The sequence below is a fragment of the Nonomuraea longispora genome (genome assembly GCF_004348345.1).
GTDB classification, from domain to species: domain Bacteria; phylum Actinomycetota; class Actinomycetes; order Streptosporangiales; family Streptosporangiaceae; genus Nonomuraea; species Nonomuraea longispora.
This window is the reverse complement of the sequence record NZ_SMJZ01000103.1, coordinates 1-23092: the sequence shown is the minus strand read 5'-3', so window position 1 is coordinate 23092 and position 23092 is coordinate 1. Positions and strand designations below refer to the sequence as shown.

Genomic DNA, 23092 nt, shown 5'->3' with positions numbered 1-23092 from the left:
GGCCTCTACTCCTCTAGTGGCAGGAACGTTCGGCGGCGCTCGGCGGGACGTCGAGCGTGGGGTTGCGGTCGAAGAACCCGACCGGCTTCAGTACGAACCCGCACGTGTCGACCGGCATGATCGGCCAGTCCTCCACGCGGGGGAAATGCGTCAGGCCGAACGTGTGCCACAGCACGATGTCCTGCCCGTCGATGTCGCGGTCGGCCCTGGTGTAGGCGGGCAGTCCCGCGCCGCCGGGATGCTGGTTGACCAGATCCCCGGCGGGATAACGCTCCGCTGGGTGGTAGCGGGTGACCCACAGGTGCCGCGTGGCGAACTCCGCGCGGCGGCGGATCGAGGAGCCCTCGGCGGCGAGGAGGGTGGGCTTGCCCTCGGGGTGCAGGGCGTAGCCGACCGGGCGGCCCAGGCGGTTGCGGACCGACGGGTTGACGACGTGCCAGGTGCGCTCGGCGGCGAGGTCGGCGTCGCGCCGGGCCTCGCGTTCCGTGCGCAGGCGGGTGGCGGCCCTGCCGATGGCGTTGCCGTACGGGTTGGCGGGGCCCATCGGGTGGCGGACCACCTCGACCTCCTCCACCGCGTTGGCCACGCCGTCCACCGTCATGTCCAGCCGCGCGCTGAACAGGTGCTGGTGGTAGGGGGCCGCGAGGCCGGGCGCGACCTCCGACGCGTACGGGGCGGCCCGGTCGTCGTACACGGCGGTGAAGACGATGCCGGTGGCCTTGACCTCCAGCTCGATGGTGCCGTCGAGGTAGAGGTACCAGTAGAAGCCGTAGTCGTAGTTGCCCACGGTGACGAAGAACGAGATGACCAGGCGGCGCTGCCTGCGGGTCTCCCTGGAGCCGTTGGCGGGGTCGGTGTGCTTCCACAGCACGCCGTAGTCCTCCTCGTGCATGCAGATCGCGTTCGTGATCACCTTGGGCACGCAGGCGCCGTCCGTGACGACGGCGTCGAAGTAGGTGATCTCGCCGAGGCAGTCGCAGCCGAGCTCCAGGGAGTTGGCCAGCTTGCCGAGCTGGTATTCGCCGGTGTCGAAGTAGTTCTGCCAGAAGCGCACGGGGCTCGGGTCACCGTACGGCACCAGCATCTCGGCCACCGACGCCCGGTAGACGACCGGCCGGACGCGGTCGCCGTCCTCGAAGCCGATCTGGTGCAGGGTGAGGCCCTCGCGCATGTCGTATCCGAGCCGCAGGCTCCACTTCTCCCAGGTGACGAGCGGGCCGTCCACGGTGAAGCTTGGGCCTTCCGGCTGGGTGATGCGGATCGGCTTCTGCGTGGTGCGGTGCGGCCCCTGGGTGTAGTCGCCGGGCTCGGCGGGCACGGGCTGCGGCCCGGTGTCGACGATCTCCAGGATCTCGCCCTTGACCAGGTCGACGTACGCGACCAGACCGTCCACCGGGTGCGCCCACGGCAGGCTCTGCGGCGTGGGCATCACGTGCGCCAGCACCCGGGCGACCCGGCGGCCACGCTCGGCGGGCAGTCCGTAGTGGCCCGCGCTGAGCGCGGCCAGGTAGACGCCCGCCGGGTCGGTGATCCCGCGCCGCGCGAGCGCCTCGGCCCACCCGGCGTCCTCCCTGAGCACCCGCCTGACCAGCGCGTGCTCCTCGTCCAGCATCGGCACCTGGCCGCTTTCGGCCGGGTCGGTCGGCGTACGCGACTCCACCCGCGCGCCCGCTGCCCCGTCGCCGATCGACACGATCACGTCGGAGGAGGCCTCGGTGGCCAGGTCGATGAGGAGCACCCGGGCGCGGCGGCCGGACGTCGTGCTCTCCCCGCCGGCGAGCACCTCGTCCTTCGGCGGCTCCTCCAGGCCGAGGTAGGCCACGCGCACCGACTCGGTCAGCAGGCCCTGCTCGATCAGGATCCGCCTGACCTCGTCGATCTCCTGCGCGGCGAGGGGATCGAGAGGATGGGGACGCTTGCCGGTGGTCAGGTGCAACGCTCCGCCCCTTTCAGATGCCGGAACGTTCCGGCAAAGGTTTCGCGCCAACCTAATGCGGAATGCGGGAGCGGGACAAGACCCGGAGCCCAGGAGAAACACATCGTTTACCGGTCGGGCTACGATGCGGGGCGTGCAGACAGACGAGCCGGTCACCATCCTCACCGTCGCCAGGGAGGCGGGGGTGTCCAAGACGACGGCCTCCGACGCGCTGCGCGGCTCCGGGCGGGTGTCCGAGGCGACGCGCGCCGCGGTCGCCCAGGTCGCCGAGCGGCTGGGCTACGTGCCCAACGGCTCGGCCCGCCACCTGCGCAGGGCCAGCACCGGCACCATCGGCCTGCACGTGCCCGAGGTGCTCACCCGCTCGTCCTACTACATGTCGTTCGTGTTCGGCGCGGTCGAGCGGGCCGCGCGGCATGACTACGACGTCACCCTCATCACCTCGGGCCAGCGGCGCCCGCGTCCGCCACGGGTCGACGGCCTGGTGCTCGGCGACCCGCTCGGGGGCGACCCGGTGGTGGAGAGCCTGATGGGGACGGGCCTGCCGACGGTCTCCTGCGAACGGTTCCCCGGAGACCGGCAGGCCGACGGCGTCGTGTGGTCCGAGCACGCCGAGATGCTCACCCGGCTGCTCGGCCATCTGCGGTCGTCCGGGGCGGCGCGGCCCGCGCTCATCGTGGCGGGCGACGAGAGCGACTGGGCGGCCAGCCTGCACCGGGGCTATCTCGGCTGGTGCGCCGGCCAGGGGGTGGCGCCGCTCGTACGGCGGGTGTCCTTCGACGCGACGGGCGACGAGGTGCGCGCCGCCGCCCGCGACCTGCTCCGCTCCTCGCCGCTCGACGCCCTCGTGTGCGCGCCCGCGGGCGCGGCGACCGAGGTGGCGCCCCTGCTGCGCGAGTCCGGCGGCGACGTGCTGCTCGCCTCGTGCGTCGACAGCGCCGCCACCCGGCTGGCCGACCCGCCGATCACCGCGATCGACCTGCGTCCGCGTGAGGCCGGAGAGAGCTGCGCCGAGTTGCTGTTCGAGCTGCTGGCGGGGGCCGCCCCGGCGGGCACGGAACGCCTGCACCCGATAGAGCTGGCCGTACGCGCCTCGACCCGCCGGGTCGGCATCTGACCGGGGAAGGTCGTACAAACTGGAGGTGTCAGCTTTTCGCCGTTTCCGGGGACTTGCCGGGATGGGCCTGAAAAGCCTGGTCTATGCGAAGGCGGGCATCCCCACTTACTGGCGCATCGAGTTCGCAGATGAACCGACGCTCTGCGTCTACGAGCTCAACGGCGACACGTAGGATCCGCCGGCCGCCTACAAGGCGGGGATGTCGCGCACCTGACGACACCGTTCCCGGTCGGCTTCGATCCCGCCGTGCTCGTCCGCGGGCGGCGCTGAGCGCAGGCCTTGACCTGGTCCTCGGCCCTGCCGGCCCCCTCCTGCCAGGAGGACCGAGGCCAGGCGTTATCCCCGATCGGATGGTGTGCGAGCGGCCAGCGACGTGTAGACGGTCACCTCGTCCGGCTGCAGCAGACCGTCCTGGATGGCGCAGATGAGCAGCTTCTCCTTGGTGGGCGCGGGCCGGCCGGCCGCCGCGTACTTGACCCTGGCCCGGTCGATGTACTGCCGCACGGTCCGTTCCTTGATCCCCATCCGCGCCGCCACGGATGCCTTCGACATCGACTGGAACCAGAACAGCAGCGCCGCGCGTTCCTTGTCCGACAGCTGCGGCCGGTGCGGCCCCTCGTCCGTGGCGATGGCCTGAGCCATCGGCGGTGTCACGCTCGGCCGGTCGGCGGCCACCTCCAGGATCGTCTCCAGGCACGACCCGCGGGTCGCCCGCCCTTTGCCGATGAAGGCCGAAGCGCCCGCGTCGAGCACCGCGCGCACCGTCTCCGGCTCCTCGTGCTCGGAGAAGACGATGACCCGCTGCCCGCCCGCGCACAGCTCGGCCACCCGGTCGATGACCATCGTGCCGTTGAGGTTGAGGTCGAGCAGCAGCACGTCGGCGGGCGTGCCGCGGACCGACTCGATGGTGGGCCCCTGCGCGACCAGCTCCACCTGGCCGTGCGAGCCGAACCACGAGCGCACGCCGTCCACCACGACCTGGTGGTCCTCCACCAGCGCCACCGTCACGGGTCCTGTCATGTGCCCGGTCATGTGCCCGGTCATGTGCCCGGTCATGTGGGCTGCCAGATGCTGTTGACCCATAGCTCCCCTCCCTGCCGCTGATAGGTGACGACGACCCCGCTCGGTTCGTGCACCGGATCGGGGCTGGCCGGCAGGTCGTCGTTGTCGGCGACGACCGCCACGCTCACCATGGCCGACATCGCGGACACGGTCACCCTGGCCCTCGTCCGCGCGCGGTCCAGGGCCGCGACGGGCGCTTTGAGCAGGTCCTCGCGCACGCCGTCGGGCAGCGCGGGCATGCGCTCGCCGAACGGCGGCGCCGTCACCAGGACCTGCCGGCGCTCGGCCGCGTCGATGTGCTCGCGCAGCGCGGACACCAGCTCGTCCGGCACCTCCTCGCGCTCGGTGACGAGCCGCCGCAGCCGCATGGCGCCCGACGTGCAGTCGTCGCGCACGCGGGGATCGCCGGGGTCGGCGCCGTCGGCCAGTTCCTTGAGCATCGACTCCGCCACCTCCCGGATGGCTTCGTAGCGGCGCAGCCGGTCGGCGTGGATGCGCTGGGCGGACAGGCGCCAGGCGTCGTCGGAGGCCAGCCTGCGGGCCAGCAGCGCGGCGTCCTCGGCGCGTACGCGCAGGGTGTGGCAGCCGAGCATGTAGCCGAGCTGGAGCGCGACACTGCTGACGATGACCATCAGGTATTTGGCCAGGGAGACGCGGTCGACCGTGCCCGTGGCGATCATCGCCACCAGCATGATGCCGGCGTTGGCCGACAAAAACGCGATGGCCTCGGCCCGCCAGCGCGGCCGGTTCCACAGCAGCATGACGCCGAGCCACCCCACCGACCCCCACCCCCAGTCGATGGGGCCGATCAGGTCCTCCGGCCGGCAGGCCACGATCACCGCGACGTCGAGGACGAGCACGGCGACGGCCAGCTCACGCGCCCTGGCCGGCCCGGTGTACGTGCGTAACAACGACAGCGCGGCGACGACGCCGATCACGGTGTAGGCGATCCAGGCCGCCGCCGCGATCAGAGGCCAGCGGAAGGAGTCCCAGCCCGTGACGGTGACGGTGAGGTCGTAGCCGGTGTGCCAGACCGTGGTGATCACGACGGCGCCGATGGCGGTGTAGAGCGTGTAGCGGTGCGCCACCTCCTCGATGTCACCGGTCATGGCCGCCACCACAGGCTTACCCGGGTGCCGTCGCTCCCCGAGCGGATGTCGGCGCCGGCGTTCGGCAGGGAGCGCATCGTGCCGAGGATCGAGCCGCGCACGCCGAACCGGTCGGACGGCACCCGTTCGACGTCGAAGCCCGCGCCCGCGTCGGCGACCTCCACCCGGATCTCGCCGTCGCGGCTGCTGGAGACCAACTCGGCCTCGCGCACGCCGGCGTGCCGGGCGATGTTCGCCAGCGCCTCGTTGACGGCGCGGGCGAAGCGCTCCGCGACGTCCCCCGGCACCGTCTCCGGCGTCAGGCTTCTGCGCACCTCCAGGCTCGTGGCACGGCCGGCCAACTCGTCGAGCAGGGCGTCGAGAGCGATGGCCGCGGCGCCGGCGTGCGGCTTGTCGCGCAGCCGTTCCAGGGCCGCCAGGTCGGTTACCGCCTGGCGGCGCAACGTGTCCGACGGCCCGTCGTACGTGCCGAGGCCGACCATGGTCAGCGTGTGCAACGACGTCTCGTGGACGCTGCCGACCTGGCGCAGCTCGTCCTCGCGGCGCAGCCGCTCGACCATGAGCGCGACCTCGGCGCGGGCGCTGTCGCGCATGGACGTGTCGGCCGAGGCGGCCGATCGGCGCAGCATCGTCATCAGCACCGCGATGGACAGGATCTGTACGAGGTGGATCGCGAGCGTGCTCACGACGTCCTGCTGCGGCGCCGCGAACCGGGCCCCCATCAGGTACGCCGCCGCCACGACCAGCCCCGCGGGCACGGCGATCGAGGGCCGCCAGGCGATGCCGGCGACGACCACGCTCATGGTGACCAGCCCGGAGACCCAGCTCGCGTTCGCGGCGAGCGCGTCCACCGCCACGAGGTGACGCTGTGCCAGGCAGAACAGGACGGTGATCGCGACATCACCGGCCGCCAGCCAGGAGGGCAGCGGCCTGCGCAGCCGGGCCACCCGCAGGAAGAGAACGGTCCAGAGCAGGTGGATCGTCAGCGCGGGCACCAGCCACGACAACATGACGGGAGGCACGGCGCCCAGCACCGCAGCGACGATCGCCACCAGGCCGATCACGGCCCGGGAGCCGGACCCGATGCGCGAGGCCGCCTGCTCCAGTTGCCTGGCCGCCGAGTCGTACCTCGTGGAACCGCGGTGAGACATGCGCCGCCCGCTCGCAGTGAGAGCACAGGACGGGTCTCAGATTAACGCACGCCGCAGGGGCGTACGGGAAGATCGCGCCGGCCGTGGCGGCGGGTGGGGGGATGGGTGGCATGGTCGTTTCCTCGGGCCGGCTCAGCGGCGGTCGATCACCGCCCTCCCTGACCCTGATCCGCCGCCCCTCCTGCGGCATGACGGCTGATCGGCCGTCATCCGCCACGACGTCCGAACAGCCGTCGGTCGTGTCTTCTTGTACACGCGTGTACTGATGCCCGGGCCGCTGGGAACACGGAAGAAAGGGAACCTGATGTCCTTCGTGGTGATCCCCATCCTGGTGGGCTGCCTGTCTGTCATGACGGTCCGCGACCGCAGGGAGACCTGGAAGACCCGTCTGCCGGCGGCACGACCGCGGCTGGTGGCGGCGGGCGGCACGTACGACGGCACGCGCGGACGGCCCTCGGACGCGTACGTCATCCAGGAACGCCTCATCGCGGCGGCCCACGGCACCCCTGTCCCCGGCCCGGACAGCACGCGGAGCACGAGCAGCGGGGGCGGCGCGGGTGAAACGGGAGACGCGGACCTCGCGCACACCGCTGCCGCCCTGGCCCTGGCCGCGGTGGTGGCCGCCCACCCGCAGCACGCGGGGGCGCGGGAGGTGGACCTCGGCGATTGCACCGAGGCGGCGCACCGCGCGGTGCGCGCCGCGGCCCGGTGCGCACCGGCCCCGCACCCCGATCCCGAGACGCCTGCGGCCCGGTCGGGTGGCGTGGAGCCGGGTGCGGCGGGGACGGACAGCGTGGGGACGCCGGCAGGGTCAGGCCCGTCCGGGCGTGGCGGTGACGGGGACGGTGTGGTCAGCTCGCTGGACCTCGTCGTGCTCGACCAGGACGAGCACCCCCGCCTGCGTTACGCCCACGTCGGCGACGGCGCCATCTGGCACTGCGCGAAGGGTTCGGAGCCGCGGCCGATCACGACGGCGCACGTGCGCGACAGCGGCACCATGACGCGCGGGCTCGGACTGCCGTCGGCGCTCGCCCCGGAGATCGGGACGCTGCCCCTGCGCTCCGGCGACCGCGTGGCCCTCGTCACGGGAGGCGTCACCCGGGCCCTCGGCACGAACCGGCTCAAAGCGCTGCTCGCGAGCGGCTGCTCACCCGCGGCCTGCCTGGACCGCCTGTACGACGAGATGGCCGCCCTCGAACCGGAGGGCGACGCCACGGCGGATCATCGCCGACATGGTCACCGCGTGAACGGGTCGAGCATCGTACGGTGACGGGCTCGACGCGGCGCGACACACCGGCAGGCACGGCGCCAGTGTGGTGCCGCCTGGGACGCTGACCTGAGCGTCGGCCGATCGGGAGGGCCGCGCGCGTCGCGCCGTATCGTTCCACAACAGTTTAAAGTTCATCCTGTGGAGCGGCTCGGAACCAGGACGGCGAAGTGAGCACGGCGGTCGGCGCGGGGCAGATCACGACGGGGGAGCCGGCGCCGGTTCGGAGGAGACGCCGCAGGCGGTGGTTGTCCTGGACGGTCGTCACGCTGCTGGCCGTCTGGGCCGTCATCCGCGTGGGCGGCCTGGAGCAGGGGTCGTTCCTCACCCAGCTGATGACCGTGACACCCATCGGGGCGGGGATCGCGGCGCTGACCGCGGTGTTGTCGCTGCTCAGGCGCAACCGCCCGGCCGCGCTCGCCGCGGCCGTGGTGTGCGCGGTGATGGTCGCCGTCGTGGCGCCGCGCACGGTGGCCGCGGAGCAGCCGACGGCGCGGGGCGCCCCGTTGCGGGTGCTGGCGATCAACCTGTTCACCAGGGCCGACGCCGAGACGGTGGTCGACCTGGTGCGCGAGCACGATGTGGAGGTGTTCAGCGCCCTGGAGCTCAGTCACGCCGCGGTGGAGCGGCTGGACGCGGCCGGGCTGGGGCGGCTCCTGCCGCACCGGGTGCTGCAGCCCTCCTTCGGCGCCACCGGCAGCGGCATCTTCTCCAAGCATCCGGTGAAGGAGCTGACGGGGCTGTTCACGCCGATCGGGCACAACATGCCGGCAGCCGCCGTGACGCTGCCGGGTGGGGGCACGGTCGAGTTCGTGACAGTGCATCCCAACCCGCCGCTCGGCCGTAAGACCGAGGAGTGGAACGCCGCGCTGCGCGCCTTCCCTCCGGCCACCACCTCGTCGACGATCCGGGTGCTGGCGGGCGACTTCAACGCCAGTCTCGACCACCGCGCCATGCGCGACCTGCTCGGCCGCGGCTACGTGGACGCCGCCGACCAGGTGGGCAAGGGACTGGTGCCGACCTGGCCGAGCCTCAGGAAGTTCCCGCCCATCATCTCGATCGACCACATCCTGGCCGACCGGCGGGTGAGCGTGCGCCGCGTGGAGATCTTCGACGTGCCGAACACCGACCACCGCGGCGTCTTCGCCGAACTGCGCCTGCCCTGAGTGTCCTGCCGAGGGCGAAGCCGACCAGGCGCCCGCTCGCCGGCGGCGGGCGGGCGGGCGCCGGTGGTGCCGCGTCAGGCCACGTTCTCTTCCCGCGCTCGCTCCAGGATCTCGAGGTCGAACGCACCCGACTTGACGGCCGCGGTGAAGGCCTCCCAGTCGCGGCGGGGCACTTCCAGCACCGTGCCGGGGTGGTCGACGTGGACCACCTCCACGTGGTCGTTGATCCTCTTGGCCGCGACGCGGCCGGCGTCGTACGTCATCTGCAGCACTCCTTTCACTACGTTGCGGAGGTTCCGCCCCGGCCATCCGTTCGCAGGAGGACCGGGGCGGCTGCGGGGAAGCCTCCCATCGAGCGGTCGTACAGGCCAGCGCCGCCCATCCGCGCTCGGGTGGGAAATGCAACTCGCGGGCGTCGATCTTTGGGCCTCGGTGCAAAGATGCCCTCCCCGCCCGGTGCGGAATCCGCGCCGGCGGCCACTCGCGCGCGGGCCGGCTCGCGACAGGCCCTGTCGACATAGGGTTGCCGGTATGCCGTTGGCCAAGCCATACGACGAGGACCGCCTCGACGACGGCCTGCCGCAGCCTGCCGCGCCGGTTCTCAAGGTACGCGACACCACCGCGCAGTTCGGGGCCGTGACCGTGTCGAGGAGGAGTTTCGAGCCGCTGCGCCTGTGGCGGGCGGCCGAGCATCCCGTGGACCCCGGGCTGGAGGGGACCTGCCAACTGCTGGTCCCGCTGGCCGGCTCGCTGCAGGTCATCTGGGCGGAGGGCCACGCGACGCCGGGCGTCGGCGACCTGCTGGTCCACGACATGACGCATGTGCTGGCCGCGCGTTTCCGCGCGCCGGAGCGGGGGCTGATGTTCGAGGCCGCCCTGGTCGACGTCCCCCGGTCGCTGGTCTCCCTGCCCGCGCATCAGGTGGAGGCGATGCTGGGCAGCATCATGCCGGCCACCCGCGGGATCGGCGCCCTGCTGGCGAGCGTCGTCACCGGGCTGGCGGAGAACCCGGACTCCTACCGGCCGGCCGACGGCCCGCGGCTGGGCATGGTGGTGCTCGACCTGGTCTCCGCGCTGTTCGCGCATGCCATCGAGACCAGCCCCGCCCTCCCGGCGTCCAACCGTGACGCGCTCCTCCTGCGCGTGCAGGCGTTCGTGCAGGAGCATCTGCGCGACCCCGGACTGAGCCCTCGCTCGCTGGCGGTGCAGCACCACATCTCCGCCAGCTACCTGCACCGGCTCTTCCAGGATCAGGGCATCACGGTCGGCGGCTACATCAGGGCGCAGCGGCTCGACCGCGCCCGGCGCGACCTGGCCGACCCCGCCCTGCGCGCGGTGCCGATCCACAGCATCGCGGCCAAGTGGGGTTTCTCGCACGCCGCCGACTTCAGCCGGGCCTTCCGCCGCGAGTACGGCGTCTCGCCCCGCGACTTCCGCCGCGAGGCGATCCGCACGGCTCCGCGCTGACGGGGCCGCGGTCAAGGAGGCCGGCTCAGGTTGTTCGCCGCTGGTCGGATGGGGTCGTACGGCACTTTTTAAGTGAGAAGTTAGCGGTGGTGCGTAAGTTGACGAACTCAATCGCGATACGACACCACACAGAGGACATGTCATGCAGCTGACCTCAATGCAGACGGACCACTGCGCAACCGTCCGGAGTGTCCGCATCACCTAGAGCTTCGCGAAGCACTGCTCCAGTGATGACAGCGCTGCCTACAGTCCGGCCCGTGGGGGCTCGCGCAAAGAGCACCGAGGCGTGGAGCGAACTGCGTTTCGCCTCCACGCCGCAGGTCTCCATCTCCATCTCGCCCCACCTGACCGTGCTCGCCATGATCGCCGACGCCCTCGCGGGCCGTCGCCGCGGCCTGCCCGAGCTCTGGCGGAGGGCGGTCAGCGCGCGCGTCGGCCCGCACGGGCACGAGGCCGTGCGACCGCTGGCCGTGCCCGGTCGCACGGTCGCGCCCGACAGTCTCGTGGCGAGATCCCCGATCGACGTGGACGTCACCGTGCAGAGTCAGATCAGCGCGCTCCAGGACACCGCGCCGGATGCCCTGATCAAGGACTTGGAGCAGACGTTCGGGCCGGGGGCGCCGCCGGCGCACTGGCGCGCGGCCGCCGAGCGGCCGCGCCACTGGCTGCGCGGCTACGCCAGCGCCCTGGCCGAGGTCTGGAACACCACGGAACCCTTGTGGAAGCGGGCCCGCCCGCTGCTGGAAAGGGAGATCGAGCGCGTGGGCGTGGCGACCGTGCGCGGCCGCCCAGAGCTGCTGTTCGGGACGCTCAGTGACCGCATCGTCAGCACCGAGCGCGGCCTGCTCATCTCCGACCCCGAGGCCGGCGGGTACGACCTGGGCGACCGCAGGATCGTTCTGGTGCCGACGCTGGCCGGCAAGGACTCCGTGATCGTCAGCCTGGACGACCCGGAGGCGGTGTGGATCGCCTATCCGGTACGGGGCGCCGAATCGTTGTGGCGCAAACCGGTCAGGCCCTCGGTGGACGAGTTGTCCGCGCTCGTCGGCCCGATCAGGGCGGACCTGCTCTGCGCCCTCGACCAGCCCATGACCATGTCCATGCTGGCCGCGGACATGAAGATCGCCCCGAGCGGCCTCACGTACCATTGCGACCGGCTGCGCGCCGGGAGGCTGATCACCCGGGAGCGCCGCGGGCGTGAGGTGTGGATCGCCCGCACCCGCCGGGCGGAGGAGCTGCTGGAGCTCTTCCGGCGCTGAGCAGAGAAAGGGGGACGTGAGCGTGGGACTCACCTTCCACCGCGGCGCGCTGGAGACGTGCGCGACCGCGGCCAGGTCGGCGTCCGGGGCCTTCGCGGGCTCGGCGGGCCAGGCGCCGGACGTGACCGCCTTCGGGAACGTGTCCGGGTCGGCGGCGATGGCGACGGCCGCGGGCGACCTGCTACGGGCCGCCGAGCAGGCGGCCAAGACCCTGGGCGGCCGCCTGGAGGCGGTGGAGCGCACCCTCGACGCCGTCGAGCGCACGGTCGTCGCCGCCGACGGCGCCGCGGTCCGGCGGTGAGCGCTCTCGACGACGTCAGGGCCGCGCCGGGCGGCGGCGAACTGGCCGATCTCGCGGCCAAGGTGATCGGGGCGCCGGAGACGATCACCGCGGCGGCCAGGACCTGGCACGCCGCCGCGGGCACTGCCGGGGAGCACACCGGCGCGCTGCGCAATGCGGTCTCCGACGTGGACCAGGCATGGCAGGGGGCCGGCGCCGACGCGTTCACCGGTTACATGGGCCGGCTCGCAGGGTGCGGCGAGCGGTACCAGCAGGCGTTGCGGGACTGCGCGGGCCACCTCGACACCGCCGCGAGCACGCTGAGCTCGGCGGAGACGCTGGCGCTCGAGACCTGCCAGGGCTACGCCTCCGCCGCCCGTGAAGTGCGCGGGCGCACTCCCCCGCCCACCGAGGAGCAGGTCGCCGAGAGCATGCGGCCGGCGCTCGGCGAGGCCCGCGCGGCGCTGCAGAAGCTGGTCACCGACACCGGCAAGACGCTCGACGACCTGGCGGGCAAGCTCCGGAGCGCGCTCGGCACGATCCCGGACGTCGCCAAGGAACTGCCCGAGCCGGACGCGCAGTCCTTCGCGCCCGCCCCGGGCAGGAGGCTCGACTGGTCGCCGGCGGAGGCGGAGTCAGGCACGACCGCGCTGGCAGCGTCGACGCCGTCAGGCGCGTCGGGCGGCGGTTCGGGAGGCTTCGGCGGGTACGGCTCCAGCGGCCCGCCGCCGGCCGGAGGCGGGCCGGCCCCTCAGGGCCAGGTCGCCGGCTGGATCAACCAGGCGATCGCCGTTCTCAGGGCGCACGGCTACCCCCTGGAGAAGATGAACGCGAACGACATCTGGATGATCATCAAGCACGAGTCGGGCGGCAACCCGCACGCCATCAACAACTGGGACTCCAACGCGGCGAGGGGCACGCCCTCCAAAGGGCTGATGCAGACCATCGACCCGACGTTCGACGCCCACAAGCTGCCGGGACACGGCAACGTCTACGACCCGGTCGACAACATCATCGCGGGCGTGCGCTACGCCATCGACCGCTACGGCTCGGTCTCGAACGTGCCCGGCGTGGTCGGCATGAAGACCGGCGGCGGCTACCGCGGTTACTGATCCTGCTCGGACGCGGGTTCGGCCGCCCGCGCGGGGTCGAGCACGGGGCCCTCGGGGATGAGCTGGAGCACGTTCGCCGGCACGGGCGTGACCTGGCTCGCGTCGTAGCCGAGCTTGCCGAGCACGTCGGCGCCCGGCACGGCGTAGCGCCGTCCGTCGGCGGTGACCAGGTAGTAGGACTGGACCGCCTTGAGCTGGCCGTCGCCGGGCAGGACGCCGGCCAGCACGGCCTTGCCCGGCGGCAGGCGTACGAGGTCGGTGGCGTCGCCGTGCGCCTGGGGCAGCGTGGCGCCGGTGGTGAGGCGGGCGCGGGTGGATCCGGTGCTCGTGTCGGTGTAGACGGCACACAGCGGGCGGGCCGGGTCGTAGGCGGTCATGCGCGGCATGACAGGCGGCAGGCCGTCGGCGGGAAGCGTGGTCCGCGAGCGGGGGGCGGCGTTGGCGGTGGCCGCGTCGATGGCGATCTCCTTCACCGCGCCGCCGCCGTAGGCCTTCCTGCTCTCGGGGTCGCTGAGCAGCAGCGTGGCCTGGCCCTGGGTGACGGGGGCGAGCCCGTCGCCCAGCATGACGTACCAGCGGGGCTCGCCGCCGGCCACGCCGTCCGCGCGGAACACCTGGCCCACGGCGGCGGCCTTGCCCCCGGGCCCGGTGACCGGCCTGCCGCGGCCGCTGATGCCGGGCGCGGCCAGGTCGGGCCCCTCCGGCAGCGCGTTGAGCCAGGCGACCGGCACCGGGGCGGGCGCGGTGGGGGTGAGCCCGCGGGCGATGCCGCCCGCCACGCGCATGCGGGTGCCGCGCCAGATGGCCCACTGCCGGCCGCCCACGTCGACGAGGATCGCGTCGCCGTCCGCGACCTGCGCGCCGCCGACCTCGCGACCGGCGACCAGCGTCACGTACGGCTTGCGCCCGGTCGGCTCGGCGCGTTCCTGCACGCAGACCGCCCAGGGGCCCTTGGCCAGATTCTCGGGGGCGGGCAGCGAGTCGGGGGCGCCGGGGATGCCGATGGGCGCTCCGCGCTCGTACCCGGCCAGGGCCTCCCGCGCCACGACCCGCTCCTTGATCTGCCCCGAGGCGAGCACGAGACGGGCGGAGGCGTAGTTGGCGACGGGGATGAGCCTGCGCTGGTCGTGGCTGTAGACGTAGCCGGCGCCCGTCTCGCGTTCGATGACGAGCGTGCCGGGCTCCTCGATCGACTTCGTGCCGCCGGGGCGCAACAGGCCGAACACGGCGAAGCCGACGCACAGCAGGACCGCCACCATGATCCCGGCCAGGAACCCGATGTTCTGCCGGCGCAGCGGCCATTCGGGCTGGTTGGGCTGAGCGCGCAGCAGAGCCAGCCCGATGCGCTGGATGGTGAGACGGTACGCCTGGTAAAGGTCGCGCTGGCTGTGCACTAACGCCCCTTGCTTCTTACTAGTACTTACTAAACCCAATTTATCGGAATAAAAGCCGCGAAGCCGCACGGTATCGCATAGGCGAACAATGGTGGGCCAGTAAATGACGTTCCCGGCCACTCCCCCGGCGGCGTCGCACAATGATGATCGTGAATCAGGACACCCGCTACATCACCCCCGACGCGATCGGCGAGGTCCGCCGCGACCTCAGGGAGGACCTGCTGCCGCTCTTCGCGGAGATCCGCCGGATCCTCGAGGAGAACAGGTCGCTCGACTTCCCCGGGTGGGGGCCGCTGGGCGAGTGGACGGCGGGCGCGCTCTATCGGTCGCTCATCGACGCGTTCGTCCGTGACACCGACGCGGCGCTCGGCGTCATCAGGACGTGGGAGGGCGAGCACCTGCGCTTCGCCGAGCACAACTGGCGCGCGGCCGAGGACCTCGCCGTACGGCGGGCAGGGCGGCCGTGACCCGCAGGGTCGCCGGCCGGGCAAGGGACGGCTCACCACTGCGCCCTCTGCCGAAGATCCCGCCCGACCCGGGAGCCGTGCGGGACATCCTGCGCAAGGCGGGGCGGCTGGAGCCGTCCGTGCTCGTCGGCCTGCTGGCCACCGCCCCGGCCGTGGCGAACGTGGCCGCCATCTGGACGGCCGCCGCGAACCTCCAGGCGGGCGTGGGCGGACGGCTCGACAAGGGCGCCAACAACGTGCTCACCGGCCTGATCAGCGCGTCGGGGCAGAGGTGGATCGCCGAGGACCAGAAGGCGTTCGCCGACGCGGTCGCCGTGCTGCGGACGCACCTCGACGTCCTGCGCACCAACGTGCAGTGGGCGGCGGGGCACGTCGACGGCATCGGCGACGGTTTCCTCGTCTACTGGGGAGCGGCCCTCAAGATCGCGCAGGAGACGTACCTGCGGCTGGCCGCGCTGCGGGTGCTCGCGCTGGCCCCGCAGACCAGGGTGGCGGCGAGGATCGCGATGCGCAGGACGGGCGCGCAGGCGAGCGCGGCGCTGGCCGCGTCGACCGAGCGGCTGGGGCGTTTTCTCGGCTCGCTCGGCTTCAAGGACGTGCTGGGCGGCGTCGCGGCGGGGATCGGCGGCTCGGCCGCCGTGCAGCTCGCGTTCATGCGGCCGGACGGCGGCGCGGCGGTCGACTTCACCGAGGCGGCCGGCACAGCGAGGGCGGGCACGTTCGCCGAGCCCGAGCCGGGCACCCCGCTGCCGGACGCCGCCCGGTCCTTCGACTGGCGGGTCAGGGCACCCGGCGGCGACATGAGCCTGGACGACGTCGTCAGGGACAGGAGCTAACCGACCAGGCCGCGGATGGTCTGGTACAGGTCCAGTACGGCCAGCGCCAGCGGGATGAGCGCGATCATCAGCAGGATGTCCGCGATGTCGCCCATCCGGCCCCAAAACGGGGACGGCCGCCCGGACGTGAGCCACAGCGCCGTGCCCGCCACGCCCAGGGCGAGCACCACCAGCGCGGGGACGATCCCGTAGAGCACCGTCCCGTCCGCCGCCCCGGGCGCGGCCCCGGCGGCGGCCAGCACCACCCCCGCCAGCGCCGTGGTCAGCAGCCAGACGCGCTGGCCACGGCCCTCGAACACGCGGGCCCGCATGAGCATCGACAACGACAACGCCGCGCTCATCGCGGTCGCGGCCCAGGCGCCGTCGAGGACGAGCAGCACCTGGGCGCCGAGCACGACGAGCGCCACCCCGCCGAGCAGCCCGCCGCAGAAGCGGTCGGCGACCACCGTCTTGTCGATCACCAGCTCGCCGTCGAGGTCGCCGCCCTCGCGCCGCAGCTCATCGGCCGTCGTCGGCAGCGCGGGCAGCGGCATGCCCGCCAGCCGGAACGACAGGGACGGGATCGCCGTCGTCAGCCCCACCGCGAGGGCGGCCAGCACCGCCGCCACCCCGGCCGCGGCCAGGTCGAAGCCCATGACCAGCCCCGACGCCAGCAGCCCGCAGAACGCGGCGGCGGCCACGCCGAGGAACGCCGGCAGCCCCTCCGCGACCGCGAACCCGGTCGCCGTGGCCAGCATCAGCACCACGCCGCAGGCGGACAGCAGGTTGGCCGGCTGGAGGATGGCGCCGTCCGTGGCCGGCCCGAGCAGCCCGGCGACGAACCCGTACGGCAGGGCGGCGTACCCGATGACCGCGCCCGAGCGCGCGTCGCCGAGCGCCCGCGACAGCGCCGCCGCGACCAGCAGCAGGACCAGCGCGACGACGCCCGCGACCAGGGCCGCGGGCGTCCAGGGCGGCCCGGTGGCGAGCAGCGCGGCGGCGCCCACGCCGAGCAGGGCGGCGGCGGCGCGCAGGCCGTACGACCTGGTGGTGGCGGGTTCCCAGCGGCCGGTGCGCTCCAGCACGCCGGTCGCCACGGCGTCGGCCACGTCGTCGAAGACGATCTCCGGCAGCTCGTGCCCGCGTGGGCGCAGGTGCAGCAGTTCGCCGTCGCGCACGGCCAGCTCGGCCAGTGTGGTGTCGAGGTCGAACGGCGGGCCGCCGAGCCGCTGGAGCACCCAGCCGCCGTGGGCCAGGCCCGCCTCCGCGAGCCCCTCCCCCGCGATGCGCAGAAGGGTGGGCAGCAGGTTGCCGAGCGGCATGTCGGGCGGCAGGCCGACATCCAGGAATCCGCGCGGGGTCACGACGGTGACCCGGCACAGGTCGGTTCCGATGGCACTCACCCAGCCGAGTTTATGGATTGCCCATCGTGCGCGACGCGCTAAAAACATCCAGGAATTTTGAAATATCGCATATAACGCTATGTCGGCGGCTTTTATGGGCCCTGATGAGTGGCAGCCTGATCGTGGTCCGCAGACCCGAGCGGCGTACCCCGCCCGAGCCTCCCGGCGGCGAGGTGCTGCTGGAGTCGCCCCCGGAGATTCCCGAGACCGTGACCGGCGGCGGGCTGACCCAGTTGCTGACGTACCTGCCCATGATCGCCGGAGCCGGGGCGATGGCGCTGATGGTCACCGGCGGCGGCACCGGCAACCCGATCATGATGGTGTCCAGCGGCCTGTTCGCGGTCTCCATGATCGGCATGACCGTGGGCCAGATGATGCGCAACGCCGGCGAGCGCAAGACCCAGCTCAACGGCCAGCGCCGCGACTACTACCGCTACCTCGAACAGGTCAGGAAGCGGGTCCGCGGCGCCGCGGCGCAGCAGCACCGGGCCATGACGTGGAACCATCCCGACCCCGCCGCGCTCTGGTCACTGGTGATGACCAGCCGGCTGTGGGAGCGGCGGCCCCGCGACGACGACTTCGCCCAGATCAGGATCGCCACCTCCGCGCAGCGGCTGGCGCTGCCGATGATCCCGCCGGAGACCAAGCCGATCGAGGACCTCGACCCGATGACGGCGGGCGCGCTGCGGCGCTTCGTCCGCACGCACGCCACCGTGCCGGGGCTGCCCGTCGCGCTGGCGCTGCACTCGTTCGCCAGGATCTCCGTCACCGGGGACCCCGGGGCCGCGCGCGACCTCGTCCGCGCCGCGCTGGCGCAGGCGGCCGCGCTGCATTCGCCGGAGGAACTGCGGATCTCGGTATGCGCGGGCGGTGAACGCGCCGCCGAATGGGAGCCGGTGAAGTGGCTGCCGCACGCCCTGCACCCGACCGAGGAGGACGGCGCGGGCCCGGTGCGGCTGGTCGTACGCGACCTCGGCGAGCTGGACGCCCTGCTGGGGTTCGAGCTGAAGGACCGCCCCCGGTTCAGCAAGGGGCTCGCGCCGGACGCGCTGCCGTACCACGTCGTGGTGGTGGACGGCGGCACGGTGCCCGCCGGCAGCCAGCTCGCCCTGGACGTCATCGAGGGCGTCACCGTCATCGAGCTCGGCGGCACGGTCCCGCAGGCCCCCGCGCAGCTCACCCTGCGCCTTGAGGTCGGCCCCGACGAAGTGGTCAGGGTCGTCGAGGACGAACTCGGCAAGGAGCTCAGGTCGGGGCTCGGCCGGCCGGACCGGATGGCGCGGCCCGCGTTCGCCGCCCTGGTCAGGCAGCTCGCGCCGATGCGGTCGGGCACCGGCGGCAAGGAGGAGCAGCAGGACGTGTTCGCCACGAACACGACCCTCACTGACCTGCTCAGGATCGGCGATGCGCGGCACCTGTCGCCCGCCTCCACCTGGCAGCCCCGCCCGGCCAGGAACCGGCTGCGGGTCCCGATCGGGCTCGGCGCCGACGGGCGGCCGGTCGAGCTGGACATCAAGGAGGCCGCCCAGGGCGGCATGGGACCGCACGGGCTGGTGGTCGGAGCGACCGGCTCCGGCAAGTCGGAGCTGCTGCGCACGCTGGTGCTGGCGCTGGCGGTCACGCACTCGTCCGAGACGCTGAACTTCGTGCTCGTCGACTTCAAGGGCGGCGCCACGTTCCTCGGCCTCGACACGCTGCCGCACGTCTCCGCCGTCATCACCAACCTGGAGGACGAGCTGCCGCTGGTGGACCGCATGCACGACGCGCTCCACGGCGAGATGGTGCGCCGCCAGGAGCTGCTGCGCGCGGCCGGCAACTACGCCTCCCTGCGCGACTACGAGCAGGCCCGCGAGCAGGGCGCCGACCTGCGGCCGCTGCCGACGCTGTTCATCGTGCTCGACGAGTTCAGCGAGCTGCTGACGGCCAAACCGGAGTTCGTCGAACTGTTCGTGATGATCGGCCGGCTCGGCCGGTCGCTCGGCGTGCACCTGCTGCTCGCCTCGCAGCGGCTCGAATCGGGGCGGCTGCGCGGGCTCGACACCCACCTGTCGTACCGGATCGGGCTGCGCACCTTCTCGGCGGCCGAGAGCCGGGCCGTGCTCGGGGTGGCGGACGCGTACTCGCTGCCGCCCGAGCCGGGCAACGCCTACCTGATGTTCGAGACCACGGGCATGACCCGGTTCAAGGCCGCGTACGTGTCGGGGGCGTACCAGCCGGACGCGGCGCGCCACCGGGCGGCGCCGGCGCGCTCGGGCCACCGAGGAAAGATCATCTGGTACGGCCCCGAGCGCGTCCCCCTGCCGCCGGTGACGGAGACGCCCCCGCAGGAGGACGAGAGGGACAAGCAGACCAAGCAGGACAGCCTGCTGGACATCGTGGTCGGGCGGCTGACCGGCCAGGGGCCCGCCGCGCACCGGATCTGGCTGCCGCCGCTCAAGGAGCCCGCCTCGCTCGACCGGCTGCTGCCGCCCATCGAGGCCACCCCCGGGCACGGCCTCACCGCGGCGGGCGTCGCGCGCGAGCGGCCGGGGCGGCTGCACGCCGTGGCCGGCATCGTGGACAGCCCGTTCGACCAGCGGCGGGACCCGTACTGGCTGGACCTGTCGGGAGCGGCCGGCAACGTCGCCATCGTCGGCGCGCCGCAGACCGGCAAGAGCACGCTGCTGCGCACGCTGATCGCCTCGCTCGCGCTCACGCACACCCCCAAGGAGGTGCAGTTCTACTGCCTGGACTTCGGCGGCGGCACCCTGTCGTCGTTGTCCGGGCTGCCGCACGTCGGCGGCGTCGCCACCCGGCTCGACGCCGACGCGGTGCGCAGGACGGTGGCCGAGCTGAAGACGCTGCTCGACCGCCGCGAGCGGCTGTTCGTGGAGCGCGGGATCGACTCCATGGCCACCTACCGCAGGATGGTCGCGTCGGGCGCGTACGAGGGCGACGGCTGGGGGGACGTGTTCCTCGTCGTGGACGGCTGGGCGATCGTGCGCCAGGAGTACGAGCAGCTCGAACCCGACGTCGGCGACCTCGTCACCCGCGGGCTCGGCTTCGGCATCCACGTCGTCGGCACCGCCAACCGGTGGATGGAGTTCCGTTCGGCCATCCGAGACCTGCTCGGCACCAGGCTGGAGCTCAGGCTCGGCGACACGTTCGACAGCGAGATCAACCGCAAGGCGGCGGCCAACGTGCCCGAAGGGGCTCCTGGACGCGGGCTCACCCGCGAGGCGTTGCACTTCCTCGCCGCGCTGCCGCGCATCGACGGCCGTTCCGGCGTGGACGACCTGTCCGACGGCGTGACCGCCTTCGTCGAGGCGGCGGCCGAGGCCTGGCACGACCACCCGGCCCCGCCCGTACGCCTGCTGCCCGCCCTGCTGCCCGCGCACACGCTGCCGCGCGGCACCGGGAACCCGGCCGGAGGAGGGGCGGCCCGCGTGCCGATCGGCATCGACGAGGCCGCCCTGGCGCCGGTGTGGCTGGACTTCGACGCCGACCCGCACTTCGTCGTGTTCGGCGACACCGAGACCGGCAAGACCAACCTGCTGCGCCTGGTAGCAGGCGGCATCGCGGACACGCACACGCCACTGCAGGCGCGGTTCGTCGTCATCGACTACCGCCGCACGCTGCTCGACGCCACCGACACCGAACACCGCATCGGCTACGCCGCCTCCAGCACCGCCGCCGCCACCCTGCTGCAGGGCGTGCAGGAGGTGCTGCAGACGCGCCTGCCGCCGCCCGACCTCACCTCGGAACAACTGCGGACGCGCAGCTGGTGGACCGGGCAGGACCTGTACGTGATCGTCGACGACTACGACCTCGTGGCCACCTCCGCCAACCCACTCACCGTGCTCGGGGACCTGCTGCCGCAGGCCAGGGACATCGGCCTGCACCTGGTGCTGGCGCGATCCATGGGCGGGGCGGGGCGCAGCATGCTCGACCCGGTCGTGCGGCGGCTGAAGGAGATGAACTCGCCGGCCGTGCTGCTGTCAGGGCCGCGGGACGAGGGTCAGCTGTTCGGCAACGTACGGCCGCGCAAACTCCCGGCGGGACGCGGCCTCTACGTGGACCGGCGGTCGGGCGAGAGGCTCATCCAGACCGCCTACCTGGGCTGACGGGCTCCGGGGCTCCGGGGGCTCCGGAGCTTCGGGTCTCAGCGGTCGAGGTCGCGCTGGATGCGGGCCAGCTCGGCCGTCGCCTGGTCCATGGCGGCCTCGTACGCCTCCCGCGCCTCCCGCATGCGCACGTCGGCCGCGTTGTTCTCGGCGGCCAGGTCGAGCGGTCCCTCCCCCAGGACGTCGCGGAGCAGCTCGGCCGACTTGGCCTGCATGTCGGCCAGCGCCTCGGCGATCAGGGTCAGGATCGTCTCCGACAGCCGCTGCGAGCCCCACCGCATGGCGCGGGGGTCGATGTCGAGGGCCGTGACGCCCTGCGCCGAGCACTCGACCGTCACCAGCTTGCCGGGGTCGCGGGCGACGCCCGTGACGTCGAGCACCTGCCGGTGAAGCTCGTCCAGCTCGGCGGCGGGCCGCTGTGCCTCGGCCACCAGCCGGTCGATGGCCTCCTCGTCGAACGCCGCCATCACGCGGTCATCCTTCCCCTGTCATCACGCGTTCTCCGCGGACCCGGCCGGATCCGCGCTCCCCGCGGGACCGGTCAGGTCTGCGCTTGCGGCGGAACCGGGCAGCTGCGGCGAGCTCTCCAGCTGGGTGCCGCTGATCCGGTCCGCGACCGCCGACTGGCCCATCGACCCCGCGGTCACCGCGACCGCGCCGCCGATCAGCGCCTTCTTGACCGGCGACATCTGCGCCAGCTTCTGCACCGCCTTGCCGAGCAGGCCCTGGCCGCTCCCGACGAACTCTCTCGCCCTGGAGGCGAGCATCCCCGCCTGGTGGTCCGCCCTACGGCCGAACCCGGTGGCGGCCACCTCGGCGGCCGCCCTGGTGAAGGGGTTCACCGCGGCGACCTTGTGCATCACGCCCGCCGCGAGGATGCCCGCACCGGTGGCGAAGACGGCCTTGCCCAGAGCGTCGTACACGTTGGCGGTGACGCGCAGGGTGTCGGCCGTCGCCCTCGGCGAGGCGACCTTCTCCCCGGCGTCGTCGGAGTAGGCCAGCACGGTGTCCTTGTAGAGCTCGGCGCTGGGTGCGGACCACTCGACGCCGCGCGTGGAGGAGTCCACCGTTCCGGGGTGCCGTTCCAGGGCCGAGGCCAGCCGCTCCCATCCGTCGGCCGCCGTCTGTTGCTGGGCGGTGTCGCCGTACATGAGGGGAAGGAGCAGCGTGGCGTAGCGGGCGCGGTTCCAGCCGAGGAGCATCGAGCCGGTCGTCGCCATGGCCGAGCCCTCGATCACCGACCACGGTTGTTCAAGCACCTGGGGCTCGCTTTCACGCTGGGATGTCGTCGATCTGGGACAGGGTCCGCGGGTCGGCCGGCATGTCCGCGGCGAGCCCGGCGGCGCTCGCGTCGCCGTCCACGTAGCCGTTGGCCGTGCCGTACGCCCTGTCGTGGATGTCGGCCACCTGGTCGCGTTTGTCCGACAGGTACTTCAGCGCGGCCGTCTTGACCTCGTCCAGCGCCTGCCCGAGCGACCCGCCGAGCAGCCCGAAGGCGCCGTACGCGCCGGACGTCAGCTCGACCTGCCCGATGGCCCGGCTCATGGCCTCCAGATCGTGCATGGGTGCCGAGGCCATGTTCCGGCCCATCGCGCGGATCGACTCCGCCTGCGCCGCCACCGAGTCCCGGTTCATGAGCTCACCCCACCACCGGAGGGCCGCAGTCGATCTCGGGCCGGAAGAAGCCGTCGTCGCTCTTCGGCGTGAGGGAGCGCCGGCCCGACCGCGCGTCCTGCGGGACCGCCCCGCCCATGGGCATGAACGGCACGCCGCCGGTCGCCGTCGTGCCCGGCTCCCGCACGCCCACGGGCGTCACGGCCGGGGACGGGGAGGCGCCCACGACCGGCACGGTGCCCGGCCGCACGGAGGGGCCGGTCTCGGCCGTGACACTCCTCGTTCGCGCCGGGTCCCCGGAGGGGGACGGATCATGACCCGTGGACGGGGACGGCCCGCCGTCGCGCCTGAACGAGGGCACGGGGGTCGT

General features: G+C 72.9%; 21 protein-coding genes and 1 pseudogene. 11 read left to right on the top strand and 11 right to left on the bottom strand.

The features are described from left to right. Positions 1-13 precede the first annotated feature (13 nt). Complete coding sequence (locus E1267_RS25045) at positions 14-1936, bottom strand: primary-amine oxidase (RefSeq protein WP_246064240.1); 1923 nt, start codon at positions 1934-1936, stop codon at positions 14-16. Between the two features lie 133 nt (positions 1937-2069). Between E1267_RS25045 and E1267_RS25040 the strand changes: the two genes are divergently transcribed. Both E1267_RS25040 and E1267_RS44565 read left to right on the top strand, forming a co-directional pair. Next, a complete protein-coding gene (locus E1267_RS25040) occupies positions 2070-3053 on the top strand; it encodes a LacI family DNA-binding transcriptional regulator (protein ID WP_220449662.1) in 984 nt (327 codons plus the stop codon). 25 nt (positions 3054-3078) lie between these two features. Further along, positions 3079-3225, top strand: a complete 147-nt coding sequence (locus tag E1267_RS44565; protein WP_165959774.1) for a PDDEXK family nuclease — start codon at positions 3079-3081, stop codon at positions 3223-3225. A 164-nt stretch (positions 3226-3389) separates the two neighbouring features. On the opposite strand, the gene E1267_RS25035 is transcribed toward E1267_RS44565, so the two are convergent. From E1267_RS25035 to E1267_RS25025, 3 genes are read right to left on the bottom strand one after another with little or no spacing between them, the layout of a single operon-like run. Next, on the bottom strand, positions 3390-4136 hold the full coding sequence (locus E1267_RS25035; protein WP_246064239.1) for a response regulator: 747 nt from the start codon (positions 4134-4136) through the stop codon (positions 3390-3392). Next, positions 4106-5224 (bottom strand): hypothetical protein, encoded by a 1119-nt coding sequence (locus E1267_RS25030; protein WP_132335531.1) that lies wholly within the window; start codon positions 5222-5224, stop codon positions 4106-4108. The genes E1267_RS25035 and E1267_RS25030 overlap by 31 nt, the downstream gene beginning before the upstream one ends. Beyond that, entirely contained in the window at positions 5221-6375 is a 1155-nt protein-coding gene (locus tag E1267_RS25025; protein ID WP_132335529.1) for an ATP-binding protein, read from the bottom strand. The genes E1267_RS25030 and E1267_RS25025 overlap by 4 nt, the downstream gene beginning before the upstream one ends. A 304-nt stretch (positions 6376-6679) precedes the next feature. Here E1267_RS25025 and E1267_RS25020 point away from each other — a divergent pair, with 304 nt between their 5' ends. Together E1267_RS25020 and E1267_RS25015 are read left to right on the top strand one after the other, a co-directional pair. Next, positions 6680-7645 (top strand): hypothetical protein, encoded by a 966-nt coding sequence (locus tag E1267_RS25020; protein ID WP_132335527.1) that lies wholly within the window; start codon positions 6680-6682, stop codon positions 7643-7645. 167 nt (positions 7646-7812) lie between these two features. After that, positions 7813-8808 (top strand): endonuclease/exonuclease/phosphatase family protein, encoded by a 996-nt coding sequence (locus E1267_RS25015; RefSeq protein WP_246064238.1) that lies wholly within the window; start codon positions 7813-7815, stop codon positions 8806-8808. 74 nt (positions 8809-8882) lie between these two features. Here the strand turns inward: E1267_RS25015 and E1267_RS25010 are convergent, their stop codons facing one another. Next, complete coding sequence (locus tag E1267_RS25010) at positions 8883-9071, bottom strand: DUF397 domain-containing protein (protein ID WP_132335525.1); 189 nt, start codon at positions 9069-9071, stop codon at positions 8883-8885. Between the two features lie 268 nt (positions 9072-9339). Between E1267_RS25010 and E1267_RS25005 the strand changes: the two genes are divergently transcribed. From E1267_RS25005 to E1267_RS24995, 4 genes are all read left to right on the top strand, one after another. Next, on the top strand, positions 9340-10275 hold the full coding sequence (locus E1267_RS25005; RefSeq protein WP_132335523.1) for a helix-turn-helix domain-containing protein: 936 nt from the start codon (positions 9340-9342) through the stop codon (positions 10273-10275). Between the two features lie 257 nt (positions 10276-10532). After that, positions 10533-11534 carry an ArsR/SmtB family transcription factor gene (locus E1267_RS25000; protein ID WP_132335521.1) on the top strand — a complete coding sequence of 334 codons (1002 nt, stop codon included), beginning with the start codon at positions 10533-10535 and terminating at the stop codon, positions 11532-11534. Between the two features lie 16 nt (positions 11535-11550). After that, positions 11551-11835 (top strand): hypothetical protein, encoded by a 285-nt coding sequence (locus E1267_RS44560; protein WP_165959773.1) that lies wholly within the window; start codon positions 11551-11553, stop codon positions 11833-11835. Further along, positions 11832-12926: a transglycosylase SLT domain-containing protein gene (locus E1267_RS24995; protein WP_220449661.1), complete on the top strand. Its 1095-nt coding sequence runs from the start codon at positions 11832-11834 to the stop codon at positions 12924-12926. The genes E1267_RS44560 and E1267_RS24995 overlap by 4 nt, the downstream gene beginning before the upstream one ends. Here the strand turns inward: E1267_RS24995 and eccB are convergent. Next, entirely contained in the window at positions 12920-14320 is a 1401-nt protein-coding gene (gene eccB, locus E1267_RS24990; RefSeq protein ID WP_132335519.1) for a type VII secretion protein EccB, read from the bottom strand. The two genes, E1267_RS24995 and eccB, sit on opposite strands and share 7 nt — an antisense overlap. A gap of 149 nt (positions 14321-14469) precedes the next feature. Here eccB and E1267_RS24985 point away from each other — a divergent pair, with 149 nt between their 5' ends. Continuing rightward, positions 14470-14787 carry a hypothetical protein gene (locus E1267_RS24985; protein WP_132335517.1) on the top strand — a complete coding sequence of 106 codons (318 nt, stop codon included), beginning with the start codon at positions 14470-14472 and terminating at the stop codon, positions 14785-14787. Next, positions 14784-15623, top strand: a complete 840-nt coding sequence (locus E1267_RS24980) for a hypothetical protein (RefSeq protein ID WP_132335515.1) — start codon at positions 14784-14786, stop codon at positions 15621-15623. Before E1267_RS24985 ends, E1267_RS24980 begins: the two co-directional genes overlap by 4 nt. On the opposite strand, the gene eccD is transcribed toward E1267_RS24980, so the two are convergent. Next, the gene (gene eccD, locus E1267_RS24975) at positions 15620-17005 is read right to left on the bottom strand and encodes a type VII secretion integral membrane protein EccD (RefSeq protein ID WP_165959772.1); all 1386 of its coding nucleotides are present in this window, start codon (positions 17003-17005) and stop codon (positions 15620-15622) included. The two genes, E1267_RS24980 and eccD, sit on opposite strands and share 4 nt — an antisense overlap. A gap of 104 nt (positions 17006-17109) precedes the next feature. Here eccD and eccCa point away from each other — a divergent pair, with 104 nt between their 5' ends. Further along, complete coding sequence (eccCa, locus tag E1267_RS24970; RefSeq protein ID WP_132335511.1) at positions 17110-21108, top strand: type VII secretion protein EccCa; 3999 nt, start codon at positions 17110-17112, stop codon at positions 21106-21108. Between the two features lie 38 nt (positions 21109-21146). Here the strand turns inward: eccCa and E1267_RS24965 are convergent, their stop codons facing one another. The 4 genes and pseudogenes from E1267_RS24965 to E1267_RS45760 form a co-directional block, all read right to left on the bottom strand. Further along, a complete protein-coding gene (locus E1267_RS24965) occupies positions 21147-21575 on the bottom strand; it encodes a YbaB/EbfC family nucleoid-associated protein (protein ID WP_246064241.1) in 429 nt (142 codons plus the stop codon). 24 nt (positions 21576-21599) lie between these two features. Next, complete coding sequence (locus E1267_RS24960; RefSeq protein WP_132335507.1) at positions 21600-22367, bottom strand: hypothetical protein; 768 nt, start codon at positions 22365-22367, stop codon at positions 21600-21602. A gap of 13 nt (positions 22368-22380) precedes the next feature. Beyond that, complete coding sequence (locus E1267_RS24955) at positions 22381-22743, bottom strand: hypothetical protein (protein ID WP_132335505.1); 363 nt, start codon at positions 22741-22743, stop codon at positions 22381-22383. Between the two features lie 4 nt (positions 22744-22747). Then, positions 22748-23092, bottom strand: a pseudogene (locus E1267_RS45760) (hypothetical protein); the annotation flags it as partial.